Genomic DNA, 21,014 nt, shown 5'->3' with positions numbered 1-21,014 from the left:
AGCTTGTAAAAACGATTATTTTTTATAAATAACCATATCGTGTTACCCTTCGCCCCCATGTCCAGATGGTTATGCACCCTCATCCTTGCCTGCGCCAGCGCAGCGCATGCTGCGCCCCAGGGCACCAATTCTGACGATATGGACCGCTTGCTCGCGGACAAAGGGCTTCTCACCCGACTTGAAGACGTGAGCCACAAGGTGGCAGACAAAGCCCAGACCGTGGCAGGCCACGCGGGTGACCTGGTGGTCAACGCCATGGGCTTTTTGGGCGTACCCTACAAGCGCGGCGGCAACAGTGCCGAAACCGGTTTTGACTGCAGCGGCTTTGTGCGCGCCATCTACGAACAGACCGTGGGCCTGCTGTTGCCCCGCCGTGCCGATCAGCAGGCGGCCGCCACCCAGGTCATCGACAAGAAAGAACTCCAACCCGGCGATCTGGTGTTTTTCAACACCATGCGCCGCAACTTCAGCCACGTGGGCATCTACGTGGGGGACGGCAAGTTCATCCACTCGCCCCGCAGCGGCTCTGAGATCCGGGTGGAGGACATGAGCATCGCCTACTGGGCGCGCCGCTTCAACGGTGCTCGCCGCGTGACCCCCGGCGAGGGTGTCGAGAGCGCTCAGGCACCCCAAGCGCAGAAGTAACCCCTGAAACGCTCCCGGCTAGCTCCACTAGCAAGCCGTGGGGATCAAGGCTTGACCACGTACACCGTCTCCGTGCTGCGGATCGGGCCACCCGTCACATTGACGGGCCCAGCAGACGGATCGCCCCGCAGCAGTGCCTTGGCAGCTGCCATATCGGCCTGATAGCGCGCCCGGGCCTCGGATTCACACCCCTTGCGTTCAGCCGTCGGCATGGCACGGCACTCCTCCAGGCTCACCTTGAGCCCGCCACCCGCTTCGCGAATCGCAGACTGGTAACGCTGCTGTGGGGTGGTGTCAGGCACAGCACCCCGCGCCAGCGAGGCCTCGTCGCTTTGGGACTGCGCAGCGGCCGGTAACGACAGCGCACCGCCCAAGGCCAGGGCCGACAACAATACGGCTGCCGGACGCGCCACCCATCGGCTCCATGACCGGCGCAGGGCCCCGGCCGATGCGACGGAGCCAGAGATGAGGGGAGTGGAGGACGAAGTGAGCATGGTCGGTACACCTTTCTGTCTTGATGAAGTCTGCGGCGGTTGCAATTGCGACATGCACCCACCACCCTTTGCATGCCCCACTGTAGTCCCGTGCGTGACCTGCTCAGCGCCAGTACCGGCCGCGCTACCATGTCGGACACCACCCACAGAGCATTGCCATGAACCACTCTCCCGCACTGCCACCCGACGCAGCGGCTGCACATGACAAGGGCTATCTAAGGCGCCTGCTGTCTGAGCGCAACCAGATGCCTGCCAGCGGCACCGGCGTTATTGATGCCGCGATTGAACAGGCGTTTGTGCGCAGCGTGGCCATTCTGGTGCTGGACATGTGCGGCTTCTCACGCATCACCCAGAGCCACGGCATCATCCATTTCCTGGCGATGATCCACCAGATGGAGCAGGCGGCGCGGCCGGCCATCGAGGGCAACGGCGGCGAGGTCATCAAGCAGGAGGCCGACAACCTGTTTGCAGTCTTCGCCACGCCCGAGCAAGCGCTCGAGGCCGCCCTGGACACCCTGCGCGCCCTGAGCGCCATGAACACCGTACTCCCCCCCGAGCGGGCGCTGAACGTGAGCGCAGGCATTGGCTTTGGCCCCACTCTGGTGATTGCACGCGAAGACCTGTTTGGTCCCGAAATGAACTGCGCCTGCAAACTGGGCGAAGACATTGCCATGGCCAACGAGATCCTGCTCACCGAGGCGGCCTGGACCAGCCTGCCCACTGGGCGCTACGTGTGCTCACGCACCGACCACCAGATATCGGGGATGGAATTGCACGCTTACCGCTTTGATCGCTGCCTTTTTGACCGCCCCTTGCATCCCTCGGCGGCCGCATCTCCCACCACATCCCTGCCGGCGGGACGCTGACAGGGGGCATTGTCCGACAGCATTTGGACTGCCCGATCTGTAAAGTGACTCCATCGTCTGAACCAACTATCAAGGGGAAAAACATGCTGTCATTGCTGGGGATGTTGCTGATTGGTTTGGTGGTGGGCCTGATCGCCCGGGCCGTCAAACCCGGGGACGACAAGCTGGGCTGGATCATGACGGCGCTGCTGGGTATTGCAGGCTCTTTTCTTGCCAGCTACGTCGGTATGGCCCTGGGTTGGTATGCGCAAGGGGACAGCGCTGGCTGGATTGCCTCGGTGCTTGGAGCCGTCGCCCTGCTGGTGGTGTATGGCCTGGTCAAGGGCAAGTCTTGAGACTTTATAAAACGCGCTGAGCTGCCCACATTTACGCTTAGAACCTGTTCTTAGACACCCACATTCGTCCACCCACCTTCTTTCAAATTGCCACCCATGCCCACCTCACTGCAAATGGCTGCCGGAGACCCTGAACTGGCTGCGGCCGTGCGCCGCGCGCGCAAGCTGCTGCACCGCCGCGCGGTGGTGGCAGCAGCCGCCAGTGTGGTGCCTGTGCCGGGGCTGGACTGGGCGGTGGATGCCGCCCTGCTCTCCCGCCTGATCCCCCAGATCAACGCTGAGTTCGGCCTCACAGCCGAGCAGATCGACCAGCTGGACCCCAAAAAGCGGGAGCAAGTGCAAAAGGCGGTGGGCTTGGTGGGGTCGGTGCTCATCGGCAAGCTGATCACCCGCGAGCTGGTCTTGCGGGCCACCCAGACCGTAGGGCTGCGCCTCAGCACCAAGCAGGTCGCCAAATACGTGCCCCTGGCAGGCCAGGCGGTGGCGGCCACCATCGGCTACGCCACCCTGCGCTACCTGGGCGAGCAGCATCTGCGTGACTGCATCCGTGTGGTGCAGCAGGCCCAACTGCGCTTGCCGCCGCCGGCGTCAGCCTCTGCGGTGAAACACTGACTCCCCGAGCCCGATGGCAACAAGAATAAAGGGCCCTGGGGCCCTTTTTTCTTCGTAGCGACGCCGTACCGGCTGCGCGTCAACTCGCCGAGCAGACAAAGCTGCTGGCATCTTCCACACTGCCCGAGCCCTTGTACTTGGCAAACTGCGGGTAGGGGCACAGCGGACGCGTGCGGTTGGGGAAGTCGGTGTTGGTGGGCAGCGCCTTGGCCGCAATGCTTTGCGGTGCGATGCCCTTCTCCACCCAGTCCACCATGGTCTGGATCGAGTCAAAGTTGTCGGTGGCCGGACCGCCCGAGCAGTGGTTCATGCCGGGCACCAGGAAGGTCCGCGCAAAGCTCTGCGTCGCCGCCACACCCCCGTTGTTGGCCGCCAGACGTTCGTAGTAGTCCACCGTGTCAAACGCCGAGAAGATCGGGTCAGACATGCCGTGGATGAACAGCAGCTTGCCGCCGCGCTGCTTGTAGGCCGCCAGTTTGTCGTCGGCATAGGTGTCGTAGACGGCAGAGTACGCGGCCATGCGTGCAGGGTCGGTATCAAAGTTGAAGGCCAGCGGGTTGAACGAGAGATCCGGCGGTGTGAAGAACTCGTTGACCAGGGCATCCACCATCAGTGTGATGTAGCGTGCGTCGGGGGTGGCCGTGGTCGAGTTACCCAGCGTCCAGGACCGCCAACCGGGAGCCGCCAGTCCGGCATCCCAAGGCTGGCCTGTATACAGCGCCTTGCCGACGGAGTTGCGGGGCCCGGCGAACACGCTCTTGAGCGCACCCACCTGGGCGGACGACAGGCAGCTGTCGGTCTTGCCGCCCGTGCATTGCAGCACGCTGGGGTCAAACGCCTTGCAGGCGTTGACGTTCTGGGCCAGGCCGTCCACCACGCCGTCGGCGGCGTCGCAGGTGGCATTGACTGCAGTGGCCACCAGTTTGAGGTCGCTGTTGCTGAAGGCCTTGGAGAGGATGCGGTTGCCACTGGCATCCTGCGGTGCAATCGCGTTGAACTGGATGGTGTTCCACATCGCGGCGACGGTGGCGCCGCTGGACACGCGCATGGCGGGCGCTCCGGCGGTGATGCCGTCAAAGTAGTCTGGGAACCGCTGCGAGAACATCATGCCCTGGCGCCCACCGCCTGAGCAGCCCGAGAAGTAGGAGTAGTCCGGTTTGCGGCCGTAGCGCGTGCTGATGAGCGACTTGGAGGCCACGGCCGTCTTGTCGTAAGAGTTGTAGGCATGGTCGGTGCGCGCCTGCGGGTCGGCGCCAAAGCTGGCGCTGGTGCCGGTATGGCCTGCATCGGTGGACACCACCGCAAAGCCCTGCCCCAGCGGCGACGGTGTGCCGCCCGAAATGCTAGAGCTGAGCGAGGTGTCGCGCAGGATGCCGTCGTTGCCGCCTCCGCCGATGAACAGAAAGCGTCCGTTCCAGCGGTCGGGCAGGCTCAACTGAAAGCCGATCGCATAGTTCTTGCCATCCACACCCACACGCGGGTTGATGGCCCCCGTGACCACACAATGCCCGGGCAAAAAGTCGCCCGTGGCAGCGCCACCGGGGCGGCGCGTGCCCGGCGGCACATAGCTGGTGGACAAGTTGGTGTTGCTGAGCTGCGCGTTGGTGCTCAATGCGGCGCAAGCGGCGGCCGGGTTGGCGCTCTCGGTCACCAGTACAGCGTTGCCGCCGCCGCAGGCACTGAGCAATAACGGCAGCAGCATGGCGGCGGGCAGCGCAACGCGTTGCGCGATGGGGGTGTCCAATGACAGGGATGGCATGGTGGTCTCCTCGGTGAATCGGTCTTGTGGGGTTGAACCATCGGCGCAGGAATGCCCGGCGACGGCCGTCAGGGCGTCGCAGAAGAAGGTGCGCAGATTTTTTGGAGGGCGAAGGGCCTTGCTGCTATCGCAGGGCTTTGCGCCCTTTGATAACGGGCCCGTACCGACTCAGTCGGCCTTGAAGCCCGTGGCGGCCACGGCCTTGCCCCAGGTCACCGTGTCGGCCGCGATGATGCGGGCGAACTCTTCGCGGTTGGTGCCCGTTACGCGGAAACCGGCCTCTTCCATCTTGGCCTTGCCCTCGGGCGACTGCACGGCCTTGATGATGTCGGCGCTCAGCTTGGCGACGATCTCGGGGGGCGTCTTGGAAGGGGCCACGATGCCAAACCACGAGTTGAACTCCAGGCTGGGGTAGCCCTGCTCCTTGATGGTGGGCACGTCGGGCAGCGCGTTGGACCGGGTACCGCCTGTGGTGCCCAGCGCCACCAGCTTGCCGGCCTTCACGTTGGGCGCGGCCAGGCCCACGCTGGCAAACACGCCCTGCACATCACCGCTGAACAGGCCGCCCAGCGCATCGGTGGTGTTCTTGTAGTGCACGGGTTCGGGCTTGAGCTTGACCGCCTCGCCAAACATGAAGGCGCCGAAGTGACCCGGCGTGCCCGCGCCAAAGGTGGCCAGGAACAGGCCCTTTTGTTGCTGGGTCCAGGCCACAAAGTCCTTCACATTGCGCGACGGCACCTTTTGCGGGTTGACCAGCAACGCAAAGTCAGCGGTGACCACCTGGCTCACGGGCGCAAAATCCTTTTGCGGGTCGTATGGCAGCTTGTTGTAGCTGCTGGGCGCAATGCTGAGCTGGCCGGTTTCGCCCAGCATCAGCGTGTAGCCATCGGGGGCGGCGCGTGCGGCCTCGGTCGCAGCAATCAGGCCACCGGCGCCGGGCTTGTTGTCCACGATCACGCCCAGGTTGCCCCAGCCTTCCGACAGCTTTTGCGCCAGCAGCCGCGCCACGATGTCCGGCCCCGTGCCCGCCGGAAAGCCTACGATGATGCGCACCGGCTTGTTGGGGTAGCCCGCCGTCTGCGCCAGGGCGCCGGTGGCAGGGGCCAGGCCCGCCACCACCGTAGCTGCCAGGCAGACGCTGCGCAGGGCATGGCGGCGGGAGAGTCCACGAGACAAGGTGCGGGTGAGCGTGGAAAAAGAGGTCATGACAAGGTCTCCAGGGTGTTGTTGTGTGCTGTCGGTCATCAAAAAAAGGAATAGCAGGACTGCGGTGCGGCTACATCAGCTCCCAGAACCGCATGGCCACGGCGTCCGGGAACCGCGCCCCGGTGCCGGTGAACATGCGCTCGCCAATCCATCGCAGCGCAGGAGACGCTGTCTCGAACTGGGGGCTGCAGCGAAAGTAGATCTGTGCCGGGTCCACCACCTCTCCACGCACCAGGCGGGCCATCAGCTCGGGCGGGCCGGACCGCACGGCGCGGTTTTGCACATAGATCAGGTCGCCGCCATCCGCCTCCAGCGTGTAGCGCGCGTCCAGCTCGGCCAGGGTGTCGCTCACGATGAGCTGAAAATCCGCCCCGCCAGGCATCACCCGGGCCTGCCAGCCGTCGCCCTGGGCCTTCCCGCCCAGGATGGGGATGAGCCGGCGCAGGCCGTGCACGGTGCGGCCTACCTCCTGGGGCACGCCCACCTCCACGCGCAGGTCGGCAAAAAATCGCAAACGGGGTTCCACAAAGGGCACGGGTTCGGTCATGGGCTCCATCTTTCGGGTGTCTGGCAAGGGGATGGCGCATGCTGGACGGCTTGCACCCAGCCTGCTTGCGGGGTTGCACCTAGCGTAAATCCCGTGGTGCTTGACCCCTGTCATCCCTGAAGATGACAGCCATGACAACGCCCACCCGGCACACCCCGCGCAATTCATGAGGCATTGGCTCCCTGCAAGCACCTCGGGCAGCGGCATTGCCCCCACGCCCAACCTCACGGGCTCGGCCCTGGGCGCCATGGTTCACCAGCTGGGCGACGACGGGTTTGCCTGCGGCATGCTGCAAGAGCTGGCCCCCGTGCTGCCCGCAGCGTCGTGGTCGGTGTACCGCACCGGGCGCCATTGCAAACCCACCTTGTTCATGTCGGCCAGTTACGGCATTCCCGATACCACGCAGGACTGCTGGTGGGCCTACCTCTCGGGCCCCTACCGCACCGACCGCACCTGGGGCCGCTCGCTGGACGAAGCCGCCCCCGCCGAAGCACCCACCCAGTTGTGCCACCTGACCGCGCCCGAGGTGGACGCAGAACACCGCGCCCGCGTGTACGAAGCCCATGGCGTGGCCGAGCGGGTGTCGGTGGTGGAACACGAGAGCGATGGCTCGGTCTTCGCCGTCAACTTCTACCGCCACCAGCACCAAAAGCCGTTTCAGGACCGGCAGATCAGCGACTTTGAGGGCATGGCCCCGGTGCTGCTGGCGCTGACCCGCAAACACATCGCCTTGGCACAGCGTCCCGGCGTGCTGCAACCCGCACTGCAGCCCTCGGCGCAGGCCACGGTGCCCGCGCTGTCCCACAGCCTGCCTGCGCTGCGCGAACGCCTGCTGCGCGCCCACCCAGGGCTGACCGAGCGCGAGCTGGACGTGTGCGCCCGCCTGCTGCAAGGCATGACGCAGGAAGGCATTGCCTGCGACCTGGGCCTGAGCCTGCCCACCGTCAAAACCTACCGCAACCGCGCGTTCAGCCGCCTGGGCATCCACTTTCGCAACGAGCTGTTTGCGCTGGCGCTGGGCACCCAACGCAGCGCTTAGCGTCCAGCGCCGCACTGCGCATGGGCACAATGCCAGCCCATGCCCAGCTTGCCGCCGTTGCCCGTTCCACCCACGCCCCCTGCAGGCCGTGCCCACGTGGTCGCGCAATGGGCCCAGGCCCTGCGCAACCGGGCTGACAGCGCCGCCCTGCAGCAGTTACCCCCGCTGACCGATGCCGAGGCCGCGCAGGTCATGGCCCAGCTGCGGGGCGATGGCGGGCACCGGCCGGGCCACAGCGCGGCGCCCGACACACCCGACACACCCGACACACCCGACACACCCGACACACCCGACACACCCGACGGCGTTGTCCCCGGCCACTTCCGCCCACGCATCACCCTCATGACCCTGGGCCGGGGCGACGGCCTGCTGGGCATGGCGCCCCAGGGCAAGCTGGGCCCGCGCGGTGACAGCGTGACGCTGGTGCAGATCGACTGGACCTACCGCACCGACAGCGGCGCCACCTGGCAGACGCCCGCTCCCACCTCCATCCTCAACGCCCGCCCGGCCCCGGTGCAAGACCTGTTCGACACCGGTGGCCCGATGGTGCGCATGCAGCGCAACCTGGCGGCCGAGGCCGATGCCATGGACCGTGTATGGGACCTGGGCCTGACCCCCGTGGACCCCAAAAGCCTGCAGTGGCGCCACCGCGCAGCCGCTGCCACGCTGGGCCCTGTGTGGACCCTGGCACAAGAGGCGCACTTCGGCGACTTCTGGGCCGATGTGGTTCCCCAGTTGCGCACCGAAGGCTGGAGCGTGGTGGTGCACCCCGGCTTTGCGCACGAAAGCGTGCCCGTGCAGCGCTGGAAGCTGCTGATCGCCCCCGACACCGGCGAACTGCTGGGCAAGGAAGTGGACGGGCCGCTGGCCCCGCGCGAGCGCCCCGTGCAAAAGCTCATGCTGCCCGAGCGCGAGGGCGCCTGGCTGCTGAGCCTGGGCATCGAGATCGACGGGCAGACGCTGGACCTGGCCCCCATGCTGGCCGACCTGCTGCGGCGCGACGCCCGCTGGCTCAACGCGCGGCAGATGGCCGCGATCGACGACATCGCCATCATTTCGCTGCGTGCGCCCGGCGGCAAGCGCATCGAGGCGCCCGCCGGGCCGCTCAAGGCCATCGTAGGCGCCATGGTGGACCTGCTGACCGACCCCACCCGCAAACAGCTGAAGGATGGCGACCCGCTGCGCCTGGGCGCCTGGGAGGCCCGCCGCATCGAGGCCCTGCGCGCCGGGCTGGTGTTGGCGCACCGCGTGGGCACGGTGAACGGCTGGAATAACGACTGGCAATTGCAGGGCGATGTGGGTTTGGCACACCTCGCCAAGCGCCTGCGCTCTATCGGCACACCCCAACCGGTGGCCGCACCGCAGGGCCTGCAGGTGCAGTTGCGCCCCTACCAGCTCGAAGGGCTGGCCTGGCTGCAATACCTGCGCGCCCAGGGCCTGGGAGGCATCCTGGCCGACGACATGGGCCTGGGCAAAACCGCACAGGCGCTGGCCCACGTGCTGACCGAAAAAGAGGCCGGGCGTTTGACCCGCCCGGCGCTGGTGGTGCTACCCACCTCGCTGCTCTTCAACTGGCAGGCCGAGGCCGCGCGCATGGTGCCCAGCCTGCGCGTGCTGGCCCTGCATGGCGCCGACCGCGGCAAACGCTACCGGCACATCGCCGACCACGACCTGGTGCTGACCACCTACCCGCTGCTGTGGCGTGATGTGGAGGCACTGGCCGCGCAGCCCTTTCACCTGCTGATCCTGGACGAAGCCCAGATGGTGAAGAACGCCGGCAGCCGCAGCGCCCGCGCCCTGCGCAAGCTGCAGGCCCCGCACCTGCTGTGCCTGACCGGCACGCCGCTGGAGAACCACCTGGGCGAGCTGTGGGCGCAGTTCGACTTTTTGATGCCCGGCTTTTTGGGTGATGTGCGCAGCTTCAACGCCCGCTGGCGCAAGCCCATCGAAGAAAACGGCGAAACCCTGCGCGCCCAGCTGCTGTCGCAGCGCGTGCGCCCCTTCATCCTGCGCCGCCGCAAGCAGGACGTTGCCACCGAACTGCCACCACGCACCGAAACCATCCTGCGCGTGCAGTTGCAAGGCAAGCAGCGCGAGCTGTACGAGGCCGTGCGCACCACGGCCGACAAACAGGTGCGCCGTGCGCTGGAGCGGCAGGGTTTTGAAGGCTCGCAAATCGCCATCCTCGATGCCCTGCTGAAACTGCGCCAGGTCTGCTGCGATCCACGCCTCGTCAAAGGCACCACGAAAACGGCGCACTCGATGGAACGCGCCAAGCTCGATCTGCTGGCCGATCTGCTGCCCGCCCTGGTCGATGAAGGCCGCCGCGTGCTGGTGTTCTCGCAATTCACCGAAATGCTGGCGCTGGCGGCCGAGCTGCTCGACACCCTGGCCCTGCCCTACCTCACCCTCACAGGCCAGACGCCACCCCGCCAGCGTGGCGCGGTGGTGCGGCAGTTCCAGGCGCAGGACGCAACCAGCGCCCCCATCCTGCTGGTCAGCCTCAAGGCCGGGGGCCTGGGCCTGAACCTCACGGCCGCCGACACCGTGATCCACCTGGACCCCTGGTGGAACCCCGCCGTCGAAGAACAGGCCACCGCCCGCGCCCACCGCATCGGGCAGGACCAGCCGGTGTTCGTCTACAAGCTGGTGGTGGAAGGCAGCATTGAGGAGCGCATGCTGGAGCTGCAGGCCCGCAAGGCCGCGCTGGCCCAGGGCGTGCTGGGGCACGATGCCGAAGGCGCAGTCAAGTTCAGCGAGGCCGACCTGCACGCGCTGCTCGCGCCCCTGGCCGAACCGGCCAACAACCCGCTGGGCATCCCCGGCGAAGACGCGCTGCGCTGGGGTGGCACGGGCAAACGGCGGCCCCGGCCGCTGCAGCCACCTGAAACCTGAGTTTTGGGCATTTTTACCTTGCAGCGCTAGTAAATCATGCGCTGGCAGCTATCAATAAGTGAGCAAATTCATCCGTGCGGGGAGCCTTGCGCAAAAGCGCAGAATTCAAAAGCAAGCTTCGGAGTGCGCCCCACGGCCTCCGTCCCTAGAGTGCATGGCATTGCAACCCACCTTGTGAGCCGTGCACCATGATGAACGTGTCCACCTTTCTGCCCCGCAGCACCCCCATGCCCACCCGCCGCCGCCTCAACACCAAAGCCGCGCAGGCAGCCGCTACCCAGGCCGACCCGCGCTGGGCGGCGGTGGTGGCGCGCAGCACTGGGGCCGATGGAACGTTCTGGTACTCGGTGCAGACCACGGGCGTGTACTGCCGCCCCAGCTGCGCGTCGCGCACACCCCGGCCAGAGAACGTGCTGTTCCATGCCAGTTGCGACGATGCGGAGCGCGCCGGGTTTCGCCCCTGCCAGCGCTGCAAGCCGCGCCAGGCCACCGCGCTGTCGCACCACGCGGCGCTGGTGACGGAAGCCTGCCGCATCATCGAAAGCGCCGCGCCCGGTGAGGCACCCACCCTCGATGCACTGGCAGCACGTGTGGGCCTGAGTGCCTCGCACCTGCACCGCATCTTCAAACAGGCCACGGGCCTCACCCCCAAAGCCTATGCAGTGGCCCAGCGTGCGCAACGGCTGCGCAGTGCGCTCGACAGCCCGACCACGGACTCGGTGACGGACGCGATCTATGGCGCGGGCTATCAGTCCAGCAGCCGGTTTTACGAACAGTCTGCCCAGGTGCTGGGCATGCGGCCCAGCCAGTACCGTGCGCGGGGTGCGTCGCAAGACATCCGCTTTGCCATCGGCCAGTGCTCGCTGGGCGCGATTCTGGTGGCGCAGAGCGACCGGGGCATCTGCGCAATCTTGCTGGGCGACGACCCCGATGCGCTGCTGCGCGAGCTGCAGGATCGGTTTGCGCAGGCCCGCCTGATCGGCGGCGACGCCGCATTTGAAGCCCTGGTGGCGCAGGTGGTGGCGTTTGTCGAGGCGCCCGGCCTGGGGCTGAACCTGCCGCTGGATGTGCGCGGCACCGCGTTCCAGCAGCGGGTGTGGCGGGTGCTGCAGGCCATCCCGGCCGGGCAGACGGCCAGCTACGCCGAGGTGGCGCAGCGCATTGGCAGCCCCAAGGCCGTGCGGGCCGTGGCCCAGGCCTGTGCGGCCAATGGGCTGGCAGTGGCCATTCCCTGCCACCGGGTGGTGAAGAGCGATGGCGCGCTGTCGGGCTACCGCTGGGGCGTGGAGCGCAAACGTGCCCTGCTGGCGCGCGAGTCCGACGTAGAGGCGGCCCCGCTGCCGGCGGAGAAGGTGGCATGAGCTTGGCGACTCTTTCGACTCTTTCAACATCCGGCACGCCAGCGGACGGCCTGTGGCACCAACGCGCGGCCGCTATCGATTGGCAAAGCACCACCGACGCCCTGCACCAGCATGGCAATGCCGTGCTGCACCAACTGCTGGACGCCACCGAATGCGCAGCGCTGGCCCGGATGTACGGGCACGCGCCAGAGGGCACGTTTCGCAGCCGCGTGGTCATGCAACGCCACGGCTTTGGCCAGGGTGAATACCGGTACTTCAGCTACCCGCTGCCTGACCGGGTGGCGGGTCTGCGCGAGGCGCTGTACCAGCATCTGGCCACCATCGCCAACCAGTGGAACGCCGCGATGGGCATCGGCGTGCGCTACCCCGCGCAGCATGCCGACTTCATCGCCCGTTGCCACGCCGCCGGCCAGGTGCGCCCCACCCCGCTGCTGCTGCAGTACGGGCCGGGCGACTACAACTGCCTGCACCAGGATCTGTACGGCGAGCATGTGTTTCCGCTGCAGGTGGCCATCCTGCTGTCGGAGCCGGGGCGCGACTTCTCCGGCGGCGAGTTCGTGCTGACCGAACAGCGCCCACGCATGCAGTCACGCGCCGAGGTGGTGCCGCTATCGCGCGGCGACGCCGTGGTGTTTGCCGTGCACCACCGCCCCGTGCAGGGCACGCGCGGGCCCTACCGCGTGCAGATGCGCCATGGCGTGAGCCGCTTGCGCAGCGGGCAGCGGCACACGCTGGGCATCATCTTTCATGATGCTGAATGAGGTTGTCACCGCCAAAGCCGTTGCAGGCAGCCCCTCACCAAAGATGACAGATGCCATGACCGCCAGCCTGTTCGACGACCCACCCCAGCCCGCCCGGCCACCCGAGGTGCTGGAGCCCGGCGCCCTGGTGCTGCGCGGCTTTGCGCTGGCGCAGGCGGCGGACTTGCTGGCTGCGGTGCAGCAGGTCACCTCCCAGGCGCCTTTCAGGCACCTGGTGACCCCTGGCGGCCTGACCATGTCGGTGGCCATGACCAACTGCGGCGCGCTGGGCTGGGTGAGTGACCGCAGCGGCTACCGCTATGACCCTGTCGACCCGCAGACCGGCCAGGCCTGGCCCGCCATGCCGCAGCTGTTTCGCCAGCTGGCGCTCGAAGCAGCTGAAACGGCTGGCTTCGCCGGTTTTGCGCCCGATGCCTGCCTCATCAACCGCTATGCCCCCGGCACGCGCCTGTCATTGCACCAGGACCGCGACGAAGGCAACTACGCCCATCCCATCGTGTCCGTGTCGCTGGGCGTTCCGGCGGTGTTTCTGTGGGGCGGCGCGCAGCGGGCGGACAAGACCCGCCGCATTGCGCTGCTGCACGGCGATGTGGTGGTGTGGGGCGGACCGGCGCGGTTGCGCTTTCATGGGGTGCTGCCCTTGCCCGAGGCGCACCACCCGTCGACGGGTGCGCACCGCATCAACCTCACCTTCAGAAAGGCCGGTTGAGGTCGTCTCAGCGGCACCACAGCACTCAGCGCGTGGCGTAGCCGGTCCAGCTGCCAATGGACGCCAGCAGCTTGTCGGCCTGGGCGCGCCCCTTCAGGTCCTGGGCGATGGTGAGCTGCCGCCCGCCCCGCAGCTCGGCTGTGATGCGGTAGTAAACGTCGCGTCTGCTGTTGCTCTCCACCGTGTAGCTCTCCACCACCCGCAGCCGGGCAATGTCGTGCGGGGGCACCTGGTGCCAGCGCAGCATCAGGCCCAGCAGACGCCGCTCGGTGCGCAGGCCGTTGTGGTCCAGCTGCACACGCAGGCTGTTGGCCAGGGCGTAGAAACTGCCCAGCAGCACCAAACCGCCCACACCGCCAAACAGCAGGCGAAACAGCCACGGCCCGACCTCGCCGGAGGACTCCTGCTCCCAGGGCACCAGCGCCCCGACCGTCAGAAACACGGCCCCCATCACTGCCAGCGCCAGCTTGAGTCCCCACCACCGGCCGGCCGGAAAGTACATGGCCACCCCGCCGGGTATGCGCTCCACCCGCCCGGGCATGCCCGCCGTTAGCGGCTGGCCGCTGCTGCCCGCACTGCCCTGCGCGGCGCGGGTGGGGCGCAGCACATGCACCAGCAGACCCACGCCCACGCCGCCAAACACCACCACAAACACCATCTTCAGGGCCAGCAGGCCGGGCCGCAGGCTGCGGTCAATGACGGCCTCCGACGGGTCGGACGGACTGACCCACACCTGGACCGGCGCGCCATCGCGCAACGCCTGTTCCAGCCGCGCACCCAGCGCTTCCTGAAAATCGCCCACGTTGTCACCCCCACCACTGATCGCGACGCGGTCCCCCTGGTACTCACGCCCCGCTACCTGGTAGCGGTAGCTGGCCTTGACGGTGTAGGAGCTGGATTTGCTGCTGCGGCTGGTCTCCAGGCGTGCCGCCTCCAACGTGGCCGGAACTGGTTGCCACCACTGCATGCGCGCCCAGTCGTACAACGTAGGCAGCACGCTGAGCAGCAGCATGCCCACGCCCACGGCTGCAAATGGCAGGGCAAACAGGCCCAGCAGCCAGCCGCCGGCGCGCTGGGTCTTGCCTGCAACCGAGCTGGGGGTACGTTGCGCGGCGGGTGTGGATGAGTGTCTGGCCATGAATGAACGGGCGTAAGAAAAGGCTGCCAACTGGCGGGCTGAGAATGCCGAGTGAGTGGCTACCTGCCGGCAGACGGAGGCTACGAACCTCGCCATGCCAGATTCTGCGGCGCGCTCCAGCACTGCGCAATCTGCCTGTGCGGGTGGCGGGCCCCATGCGATGGGCTTACGGGTCTTTTGTGGTGTTTTGGGCCACAAGCGCTAGTCGAACATGCCCAAATAGCTATCACTTGTATAGCAAACACCATTCGTCAGCAGCACCTCCAGACCCGCCGCCACCTGCCATTACCCGCTCCATCTTTGACAGAATGCGTGCATGGTCACTGCCCCTTCCCTCTCCAGCATCGCCCCCAGCGCTCGGCCCGCCCAGTTCTGGCTCATGAAGTCCGAGCCGGACGAGTGCTCCATCGACGACGCTCTGGCCGCGCCAGGCGCGACTGTGCCCTGGACAGGCGTGCGCAACTACCAGGCCCGCAACTTCATGCGCGATGCGATGCAAGTGGGTGACGGGGTGCTGTTCTATCACTCCAGCTGCCCCGAGCCCGGCATTGCCGGCCTGGCCCGCGTGGCCAGCGGCACCCGCGCAGACCCCACCCAGTTCGACCCCACATCGCCTTACCACGACCCCAAGTCCCCGGCAGACAACCCTCGTTGGCTGTTGCTGGACGTGCAGGCCGTTCGCAAGACGCGACTGATCAGCCTGGCCGAGCTGCGCGCCCACCCGGCACTGGCGGACATGCGGGTGCTGCAAAAGGGCAGCCGCCTGTCGATCACGCCGGTGGAGGCGTCTGAGTGGGACTACATCACTGGGGTGCTGATGCAGGGCGACTGATAGGTATTGGTGCAGTGGGGCCCAGGAAAGGTCACAAGCTGCGCTCGGCCGACACATGCCCCTTGTCGGCGTACATGGCCTGGTCCGCCGCACGCAGCAGCTCGAAGCTCGTGGTGCCGTCGCGGGGGTAAAGCGCCGTCCCCACGGCTGCTGACACACGGACCACGCGGCCCCCGCCCAGGTCAATGGGTTGTTCAATGGCCGCCATCACCCGGCACAGCGCCTGGTCCACCTCGGCCGGGTCCTTCACGGCGGTGAGCACCAGAACAAACTCATCCCCCCCGATGCGGGCGGCCGTGTCGTTGCCCCGCACCTGCTCCAGCAGGCGGCGGCCGGTGATCTTGAGCACCTCGTCGCCCATGTCGTGCCCGTAACGGTCATTGATGGGCTTGAAACCGTTGAGGTCGAAATAACACACCGCTGCCAGGGTCTGGGTGCGGTCGCTCAGCGCAAAGGCCTGGGTCATGCGGTCGGCCAGCAGCAGCCGGTTGGGCAGGTGGGTGAGCGCATCATGGAACGCGATGTGCTCCACCTGCTCCTGGTACTGCTTCATGGCCGTGATGTCCTGCATGAGCCACAGCGATTCGCCCTGCCCCTCCAGCAACACCCCGTTGACGTCGATCCACACGATCTCGCCCGTGACCTTGCGCATGCGGCGCTGCTGCCGGTAGTGCTGGCCGGAGGCCAGCACCGCATAGGCGTCGCGGCCAAAGGCCAGAAAGTCCTCCTGGTCCACGTACATCTCTTCGGTCGTGCGCCCCTGCAGGGTGCCGGGCGCATAGCCAAAGATGCGCTCCAGCGCGGGGTTGCGCCAGACGATGACACGGTCCTTGACCTTGGCAATGCCGATCAGGTCGTTGTCCAGCATCGCCTGCTGTTCCAGGTTCAGGGTGTGCAGCTGCTGGCGCGCGGCGTGCAGCTCGCTCACGTCGTACATGATGGAGCGGCTCATCACGTAGTCCCCTTGCGCATTGAGGATGGCGGTGGACGACACGCTCACCCGACGTTGCTCGCCACCCCGGCCGCACAGGTTGAACTCCAGCGGGCCGATCTTGCCGTTCTGCAAGAACACCGGGAAACACGATGCAAACAGTGCCTTGCCTTCGTCGTCGAAAAAGTCAGCCGGCCCCAGCTTGCCAATCACCTCCTCGCGCGGCAGACCCAGCCATTGCAGGGTCAGCAGGTTCAGGTGCACGTACTTGCCCTGGCGGTCGAGCGCGTAGTACCCGCAGGGCGCGTTGTCGTACAGGTCCTGGAACCGCTCGGAGGCCTGCGCCAGTTCGGCTTCGAGCTGGCGGCGCTCGGTCACGTCGCGCCCTACCGACTGCCACTCCACCAACTGGCCGTCGTCGTCATAGAGCGCCCGGTTGCTGAATTGGCACCAGCGGATGGCGCCATCGCCCGCCACCACGCGGTTTTCCACCACCACCAGGGGCTGCGCGGGGCTGACGCCCTGCAGCGCCCGCGTGACCATGGACAGGTCGTCCGGGTGCACGATGGGCGCCCACACCTGGCCCACGACCTCGTCGCGGCGCAGGTGGAACAGCCGGCAGAACGCCTCGTTCACAAAGGTCATGCGGTTGCTGGCGTCAAACCGGCAAATCATCTCGGTCTGGTCTTCCAGTATGGAGAGATACCGCTGCTCGCTCTGGTGCAGGGCCTGCGTGCGCTCGGCCACACGGTGCTCCAGCACGGCATTGGCGCTTTGCAGCGCGGCACGCCCCTCCAGCAGGCCTTGCGCCATGTTCTCCAGGGCCGAACGCAGGTGCTGAAACTCCAGCGTCTTCACATCGACATGGAGCGCGGCCACTTGCCCGGTGGCCTGCACCTCTTGGGCGGCCTTGGCCAGGCGCTCCAGCGGCTGGCTGAATCGCCGTGCCACCGCGTAGGCCAGCCCGGCGAGCAACGCTGCCATCAGTCCCAGCAACAGTGCCAGCAGGGTGTGCAGGCGGCTGATGGGCTGCAGGGCCATCTCCAGCGGCTGCCGCGTGACCAGCAGCCAGCCCAGGTCGGTGGCGGTCTGCGCGCGCACCGACACCACCGCCGTCAGGTACGGCTGCGGGGACGCACCGCCCCACGACATCACGCGGAAAGCGCCGGGCTCCGGCAGGATGGGCAAGGACGCACGGGGCTGATCCACCGCACCTTCGGTGTTGATCACGCCGTCCTTGTTGACCAGCATGACCTCCAGCCCACTCGCCAGGGGCGAGGCCGGGCTGGCGCGCTGGATGATGTCCTGCACCCAGGCCCAGTTCACATGGGCCGCAATCACGCCCTTGAAGGCCGAGTCCTGACCACGCACCGGCGAGGCATAGTCCATGAAGCGCAATGGCACCTGGCTGCCCGGCGAGCGCAGCAGCTTGTCCAGCAGCACCGCGTCGTGCGCATCGCCCACGTAGGGGCCCTGGCCGCCCGCGCCAAACCAGGGCCGCTGGGACACATCCTGGCCCTGCAGCAGGTTGCCCGTCGCCACCTGTACCACGCCCTGGGTGTCGGTCACACCGATCCATGAATAGAACGGATAGGACTGCCGGATCTGCTCCAGGTGGGCCTGCAGTTGCGGGTCGTAACCCGACCCCTGGGTCAGCATGGGCAGGTGGCTCAGCAGCGAAATCTCGCGCTCCCGCTCTTGCATGCCCTGGGCCAGTGCCAGCGCAATCGGCTGGCTGGAGTTCATGAGCGACTGCCCGCTGAGGTCCGTGAGCTGGCGCGTCAACAACTCGTCGGCCAGCAAGCCCACCGCCAGGCCGGTTGCCACTGCAGTGCCGCCAAACAGCAGGGTCAGGCGCGCTCGCGTGGTGTGCAGCCAGCGGGACACGGAGGAAGTCAGACGCATGGAATCGGAAAATGCAGGATGCAGAACGCCTCCATTCTGTCAGCGAACCCTGCGCCGCATACGCAGTGTGGCGCAAAGCAGCGCGGGGAGAAACCCGCATGCATGTCCTCTATGCTGGCGCCATGCACGCCACCAAAACCCTGCTGATCGTCTACCACTCCCACACCGGCGGCACCCGCCAGATGGTGGAGGCCGCCTTTGCTGGCGCCCAGGCGGCTGACAGCGGGGTGGCAGTAAGGCTCTTGCCTGCACCCGAGGCCCAGGTAGCCGATGTATTGGCTGCCGATGGCTACCTGTTTGCCACGCCTGAAAACCTGGCGGCTGTTAGCGGGCTGCTCAAGGACTTTTTTGACCGCACCTACTACGGCGCACTCGACCGGATCAATGGCCGCCCCTATGCCAGCCTGGTCTGCGCTGGCAGCGACGGCACCAACGCAGCCCGCCAGATCGCACGGATTGCCACCGGCTGGCGCCTGCGGCCTGTGGCAGACCCACTGATCGTCTGCACCCACGCGCAAACGCCCGAGGCCATTCTGGCCCTCAAGCAGATTGCAGCGGCCGACCTGGAGCGCTGCCGCGCGCTGGGTGAGGCCATGGCGGCGGGGCTGGGGATGGGGGTGTTTTAGAGCGGCTAACAAGACTCTTCTAGCGTCGTTGCTGTGTCTTGTCGTACTGCTCGTACTGCCTGCGACACAGCGCCTAGCCAGAACCGCTTCGCTGAGTTTTGTCAGCCGCTCTTAGGCTGCCGCCGCCAGTTCAGGCGCTTGGTACACCAGCACCTTCAGCGCGCGCTGCGGATCCACATCGGCAAACACAGGTGGATTGGCCACACGCTCCACAAACCGCAGATCAGGCGCCAGCTCCTGCATCTGGTCCTGCAAAAAGGCCAGACCCAGTTCGGGCGCATTGAGGCACAGCAGCGCGTGGCCGCCAGGGGCCAGCAGGTCGGGCAGACGGCGCATCAGGCGGGCGTAGTCCTTGGTGGCGACAAAGCTGCCTTTCTGGTAGCTGGGCGGGTCCACGATGACCAGGCCGTAGGGCCCACTGCGGTTGATCTTGCCCCAGCTGCTGAAGATGTCGTGCGGCAGAAAGGTGGCGCCCGAGGTGATGCCGTTGAGCTGGTGGTTCTGCTGTCCGATGCCAATGGCGCCATGGCTCATGTCCACATTGACCACTTGTTTGGCGCCAGCCTGCAGCGCCACCACAGAAAAAGCACAGGTGTAGGCAAACAAGTTCAGCACCTTGAGGCCGTAGCGGTCCTGGCTACGCGCGGCGGCGTAGTCGTGCACCCAGCGGCGGCCCGCGGCCATGTCCAGGAACAGGCCGTGGTTCTGGCCGCGCAGCACATGCACGCGGTAGCGCACGCCCGCTTCAGTGACCACATGCGGGTCGGGCACGGCACCGGCCATCAGGCGCGTTTCGCTGCGCCCTTCAATGCGCAGGGCCTCGCCCCGATGCTGGAACACCCAGTTCAGCGGCTCGCCCGCAGGTGCAATTTGAGACCAGCGCACCTGCAGCGCAGCGCCAATGGTCTCCAGTTCGGCTTCGCTGGCTGGCGCAAAGCTGGTCAGCACCAGCACCGGCGGGTACGCGTCCAGCACCCACTGCTCGCAGCCCGGAAACAAACCACCCCGGCCGTGGAAGACGCGCTGGGCGTCGGTGGGCAGGGGCATGGCGGCAATGGCGTCGAGCAGGGCTTGCATGAAGAAGAATGGCGGCAAAAAACAGTTTGAGAATCAAAACGGCACCAAGCGCTAGTAAATCATGCCTGAGCAGCTATTGATTCAATAGCAATACAGCATTATCGCCGCCGGCGCTGGCGCAAACACCCACCAGCGACAGCGAATGCCGTCGGCCTGCCTACACCGACCCTTCGTCACCAGGCAGCCCTTGCCGCCCCAGCCACTGCTTGCGCGATGTGCGCAGCTTGAAGCGCTGGCGGTAGGCCCCTGGCGTCACCTCCGCCACGCGGGTGAACACCTTACGAAAACTGCCCGTGTCGTTGTAGCCGCATTGCTGCGCCACGTCGTCCACCGTGAGGTAGGTGGTCTGCAGCAGCGCCTGGGCCTGGGCAATGCGCAGCCGGTGCAGGTAGTCCTGCGGTGTTTCGCCATGCACCTGGGCAAACCAGCGCAGCAAGGTGCGTGGGCTGGTGGCGGCGGCGCGGGCCGTGGCCTCCAGGCTGTATGGCTCGTTGCGGTGGTCCTGCAGCCAGCGCCGCGCCTGCTCCAGCGCGCCCGCAGCCAGGGGGTGGCCCGTGGGGGTCTCCATGGCCGTAGTGGCGGTCAGCTGGCGCTGGGGGTCGAACAGCAGCGCGTGCGATGCGGCCTGCGCCAGCTCGGCCGCCGGTGTCTGGGCCAGCAGGTCCAGCATCGCCGCCGGGGTGTCTTGCAGCGAGGCCGTGGTCCACAGGGCGCCATCGCGCTGCCAGGTTCGCTCCCGCTGCCAGATCACTTCCGCCACATCGGCAGTCTTGGCGCCGCTCTCGCTGGACTGCAGCACGATGGACGGTGCAAACACCCAGGGCAACGCCGCCTTCCGCCCCGCCAGCAGGCCACAGTGCGCCAGCAGGCTGGACCCGTTGAACAGCGCCGCCACCAGCCCGCCCCGCTGCAGGTGGCCCCGCAGCATGGCGCCAAAGTGCTGGCTGTAGCGTTGACTGATCTCGCGCAATTGCGGCCCGGTGGGGACCAGCCAGCCGGGGATGACGACCACATCCAGTGCCTCAGGGCCCAGGTCTGCGCCGGGCACCGGCGGCGGGGCGGCATCGCGCTCCTGGGGCATGCGCAGCCAGAACCAGCGCACCACGGGCTGCGCGCCCCCGGGGCGCATCGCCGCCAGCATGTTCATGGCGCGCAGGGCGTCCACTGCAGCGGCGGCGGTGCTGGCAATGCTGCCGTGTCCCCAGAGGATGCCCACGTTCAGGCAGGACGGCAGTGCAGTTTTGGCAATGAGCATGATGGCGATCTTGCCACCCTT

The 21,014-nt window shown here is 66.9% G+C and carries 19 protein-coding genes; 11 read left to right on the top strand and 8 right to left on the bottom strand.

The window, feature by feature from the left end:
* The first annotated feature begins 57 nt into the window (after positions 1–57).
* Positions 58–645: a C40 family peptidase gene (locus DNK89_RS01580; protein WP_110958629.1), complete on the top strand. Its 588-nt coding sequence runs from the start codon at positions 58–60 to the stop codon at positions 643–645.
* A 44-nt stretch (positions 646–689) separates the two neighbouring features.
* Here DNK89_RS01580 and DNK89_RS01575 read toward each other — a convergent pair whose 3' ends face one another.
* On the bottom strand, positions 690–1,139 hold the full coding sequence (locus tag DNK89_RS01575; protein ID WP_238990656.1) for a hypothetical protein: 450 nt from the start codon (positions 1,137–1,139) through the stop codon (positions 690–692).
* Between the two features lie 158 nt (positions 1,140–1,297).
* On the opposite strand from DNK89_RS01575, the gene DNK89_RS01570 reads away from it, so the two are divergent.
* The 3 genes from DNK89_RS01570 (at position 1,298) to DNK89_RS01560 (ending at position 2,952) form a co-directional block, all read left to right on the top strand.
* The gene (locus tag DNK89_RS01570) at positions 1,298–2,005 is read left to right on the top strand and encodes an adenylate/guanylate cyclase domain-containing protein (RefSeq protein WP_110958628.1); all 708 of its coding nucleotides are present in this window, start codon (positions 1,298–1,300) and stop codon (positions 2,003–2,005) included.
* A gap of 83 nt (positions 2,006–2,088) precedes the next feature.
* On the top strand, positions 2,089–2,340 hold the full coding sequence (locus tag DNK89_RS01565; protein ID WP_015014032.1) for a GlsB/YeaQ/YmgE family stress response membrane protein: 252 nt from the start codon (positions 2,089–2,091) through the stop codon (positions 2,338–2,340).
* Positions 2,341–2,436: 96 nt separating this feature from the next.
* Positions 2,437–2,952, top strand: a complete 516-nt coding sequence (locus DNK89_RS01560) for a hypothetical protein (RefSeq protein ID WP_110958627.1) — start codon at positions 2,437–2,439, stop codon at positions 2,950–2,952.
* Positions 2,953–3,031: 79 nt separating this feature from the next.
* On the opposite strand, the gene DNK89_RS01555 is transcribed toward DNK89_RS01560, so the two are convergent.
* From DNK89_RS01555 to DNK89_RS01545, 3 genes are all read right to left on the bottom strand, one after another.
* Positions 3,032–4,711, bottom strand: coding sequence for a DUF6351 family protein (locus DNK89_RS01555; protein WP_110958626.1), 1,680 nt, complete (start codon positions 4,709–4,711; stop codon positions 3,032–3,034).
* Positions 4,712–4,879: 168 nt separating this feature from the next.
* On the bottom strand, positions 4,880–5,917 hold the full coding sequence (locus DNK89_RS01550) for a tripartite tricarboxylate transporter substrate binding protein (RefSeq protein ID WP_203422172.1): 1,038 nt from the start codon (positions 5,915–5,917) through the stop codon (positions 4,880–4,882).
* A gap of 70 nt (positions 5,918–5,987) precedes the next feature.
* A complete protein-coding gene (locus DNK89_RS01545) occupies positions 5,988–6,464 on the bottom strand; it encodes a DUF3237 domain-containing protein (RefSeq protein WP_056062938.1) in 477 nt (158 codons plus the stop codon).
* Between the two features lie 166 nt (positions 6,465–6,630).
* Here DNK89_RS01545 and DNK89_RS01540 point away from each other — a divergent pair, with 166 nt between their 5' ends.
* The 5 genes from DNK89_RS01540 (at position 6,631) to alkB (ending at position 13,229) form a co-directional block, all read left to right on the top strand.
* Complete coding sequence (locus DNK89_RS01540; protein ID WP_238990655.1) at positions 6,631–7,503, top strand: LuxR family transcriptional regulator; 873 nt, start codon at positions 6,631–6,633, stop codon at positions 7,501–7,503.
* 39 nt (positions 7,504–7,542) lie between these two features.
* Complete coding sequence (locus tag DNK89_RS01535) at positions 7,543–10,398, top strand: DEAD/DEAH box helicase (protein WP_110958625.1); 2,856 nt, start codon at positions 7,543–7,545, stop codon at positions 10,396–10,398.
* 227 nt (positions 10,399–10,625) lie between these two features.
* Positions 10,626–11,759 carry a bifunctional DNA-binding transcriptional regulator/O6-methylguanine-DNA methyltransferase Ada gene (ada, locus tag DNK89_RS01530; protein WP_110959144.1) on the top strand — a complete coding sequence of 378 codons (1,134 nt, stop codon included), beginning with the start codon at positions 10,626–10,628 and terminating at the stop codon, positions 11,757–11,759.
* Positions 11,756–12,520 (top strand): 2OG-Fe(II) oxygenase, encoded by a 765-nt coding sequence (locus DNK89_RS01525; protein WP_238990654.1) that lies wholly within the window; start codon positions 11,756–11,758, stop codon positions 12,518–12,520. The genes ada and DNK89_RS01525 overlap by 4 nt, the downstream gene beginning before the upstream one ends.
* Before the next feature lie 55 nt (positions 12,521–12,575).
* On the top strand, positions 12,576–13,229 hold the full coding sequence (gene alkB, locus DNK89_RS01520) for a DNA oxidative demethylase AlkB (RefSeq protein ID WP_110958624.1): 654 nt from the start codon (positions 12,576–12,578) through the stop codon (positions 13,227–13,229).
* A 25-nt stretch (positions 13,230–13,254) separates the two neighbouring features.
* Here alkB and DNK89_RS01515 read toward each other — a convergent pair whose 3' ends face one another.
* The gene (locus tag DNK89_RS01515) at positions 13,255–14,367 is read right to left on the bottom strand and encodes a DUF3592 domain-containing protein (protein ID WP_110958623.1); all 1,113 of its coding nucleotides are present in this window, start codon (positions 14,365–14,367) and stop codon (positions 13,255–13,257) included.
* 316 nt (positions 14,368–14,683) lie between these two features.
* Here DNK89_RS01515 and DNK89_RS01510 point away from each other — a divergent pair, with 316 nt between their 5' ends.
* On the top strand, positions 14,684–15,199 hold the full coding sequence (locus DNK89_RS01510; RefSeq protein ID WP_110958622.1) for an EVE domain-containing protein: 516 nt from the start codon (positions 14,684–14,686) through the stop codon (positions 15,197–15,199).
* Positions 15,200–15,230: 31 nt separating this feature from the next.
* Here DNK89_RS01510 and DNK89_RS01505 read toward each other — a convergent pair whose 3' ends face one another.
* Entirely contained in the window at positions 15,231–18,035 is a 2,805-nt protein-coding gene (locus DNK89_RS01505) for a PAS domain S-box protein (protein ID WP_110958621.1), read from the bottom strand.
* Between the two features lie 122 nt (positions 18,036–18,157).
* Between DNK89_RS01505 and DNK89_RS01500 the strand changes: the two genes are divergently transcribed.
* Positions 18,158–18,661 (top strand): flavodoxin family protein, encoded by a 504-nt coding sequence (locus DNK89_RS01500; protein ID WP_110959142.1) that lies wholly within the window; start codon positions 18,158–18,160, stop codon positions 18,659–18,661.
* A 111-nt stretch (positions 18,662–18,772) separates the two neighbouring features.
* Here the strand turns inward: DNK89_RS01500 and DNK89_RS01495 are convergent, their stop codons facing one another.
* Positions 18,773–19,738 (bottom strand): class I SAM-dependent methyltransferase, encoded by a 966-nt coding sequence (locus tag DNK89_RS01495; RefSeq protein ID WP_110959141.1) that lies wholly within the window; start codon positions 19,736–19,738, stop codon positions 18,773–18,775.
* Positions 19,739–19,895: 157 nt separating this feature from the next.
* Positions 19,896–20,993: a GlxA family transcriptional regulator gene (locus tag DNK89_RS01490; protein ID WP_238990653.1), complete on the bottom strand. Its 1,098-nt coding sequence runs from the start codon at positions 20,991–20,993 to the stop codon at positions 19,896–19,898.
* Between the last annotated feature and the right edge of the window lie 21 nt (positions 20,994–21,014).

Source organism: Acidovorax sp. ST3, assembly GCF_003231145.1.
Taxonomy (GTDB): domain Bacteria; phylum Pseudomonadota; class Gammaproteobacteria; order Burkholderiales; family Burkholderiaceae_C; genus Acidovorax.
The sequence above is the reverse complement of the archived record's forward strand: the minus strand, read 5'-3'. Positions and strand labels throughout refer to the sequence as shown.

Coding starts and splice junctions, on each gene's coding strand:
- DNK89_RS01495 (WP_110959141.1), bottom strand. CDS start 19,738: ATGCAAGCCCTGCTCGACGCCATTGCCGCCATGCCCCTGCCCACCGAC.
- alkB (WP_110958624.1), top strand. CDS start 12,576: ATGACCGCCAGCCTGTTCGACGACCCACCCCAGCCCGCCCGGCCACCC.
- DNK89_RS01505 (WP_110958621.1), bottom strand. CDS start 18,035: ATGCGTCTGACTTCCTCCGTGTCCCGCTGGCTGCACACCACGCGAGCG.
- DNK89_RS01540 (WP_238990655.1), top strand. CDS start 6,631: ATGAGGCATTGGCTCCCTGCAAGCACCTCGGGCAGCGGCATTGCCCCC.
- DNK89_RS01510 (WP_110958622.1), top strand. CDS start 14,684: ATGGTCACTGCCCCTTCCCTCTCCAGCATCGCCCCCAGCGCTCGGCCC.
- DNK89_RS01575 (WP_238990656.1), bottom strand. CDS start 1,139: ATGCTCACTTCGTCCTCCACTCCCCTCATCTCTGGCTCCGTCGCATCG.
- DNK89_RS01565 (WP_015014032.1), top strand. CDS start 2,089: ATGCTGTCATTGCTGGGGATGTTGCTGATTGGTTTGGTGGTGGGCCTG.
- DNK89_RS01555 (WP_110958626.1), bottom strand. CDS start 4,711: ATGCCATCCCTGTCATTGGACACCCCCATCGCGCAACGCGTTGCGCTG.
- DNK89_RS01550 (WP_203422172.1), bottom strand. CDS start 5,917: ATGACCTCTTTTTCCACGCTCACCCGCACCTTGTCTCGTGGACTCTCC.
- ada (WP_110959144.1), top strand. CDS start 10,626: ATGCCCACCCGCCGCCGCCTCAACACCAAAGCCGCGCAGGCAGCCGCT.
- DNK89_RS01490 (WP_238990653.1), bottom strand. CDS start 20,993: ATGCTCATTGCCAAAACTGCACTGCCGTCCTGCCTGAACGTGGGCATC.
- DNK89_RS01570 (WP_110958628.1), top strand. CDS start 1,298: ATGAACCACTCTCCCGCACTGCCACCCGACGCAGCGGCTGCACATGAC.
- DNK89_RS01525 (WP_238990654.1), top strand. CDS start 11,756: ATGAGCTTGGCGACTCTTTCGACTCTTTCAACATCCGGCACGCCAGCG.
- DNK89_RS01560 (WP_110958627.1), top strand. CDS start 2,437: ATGCCCACCTCACTGCAAATGGCTGCCGGAGACCCTGAACTGGCTGCG.
- DNK89_RS01545 (WP_056062938.1), bottom strand. CDS start 6,464: ATGACCGAACCCGTGCCCTTTGTGGAACCCCGTTTGCGATTTTTTGCC.
- DNK89_RS01580 (WP_110958629.1), top strand. CDS start 58: ATGTCCAGATGGTTATGCACCCTCATCCTTGCCTGCGCCAGCGCAGCG.
- DNK89_RS01535 (WP_110958625.1), top strand. CDS start 7,543: ATGCCCAGCTTGCCGCCGTTGCCCGTTCCACCCACGCCCCCTGCAGGC.
- DNK89_RS01500 (WP_110959142.1), top strand. CDS start 18,158: ATGCACGCCACCAAAACCCTGCTGATCGTCTACCACTCCCACACCGGC.
- DNK89_RS01515 (WP_110958623.1), bottom strand. CDS start 14,367: ATGGCCAGACACTCATCCACACCCGCCGCGCAACGTACCCCCAGCTCG.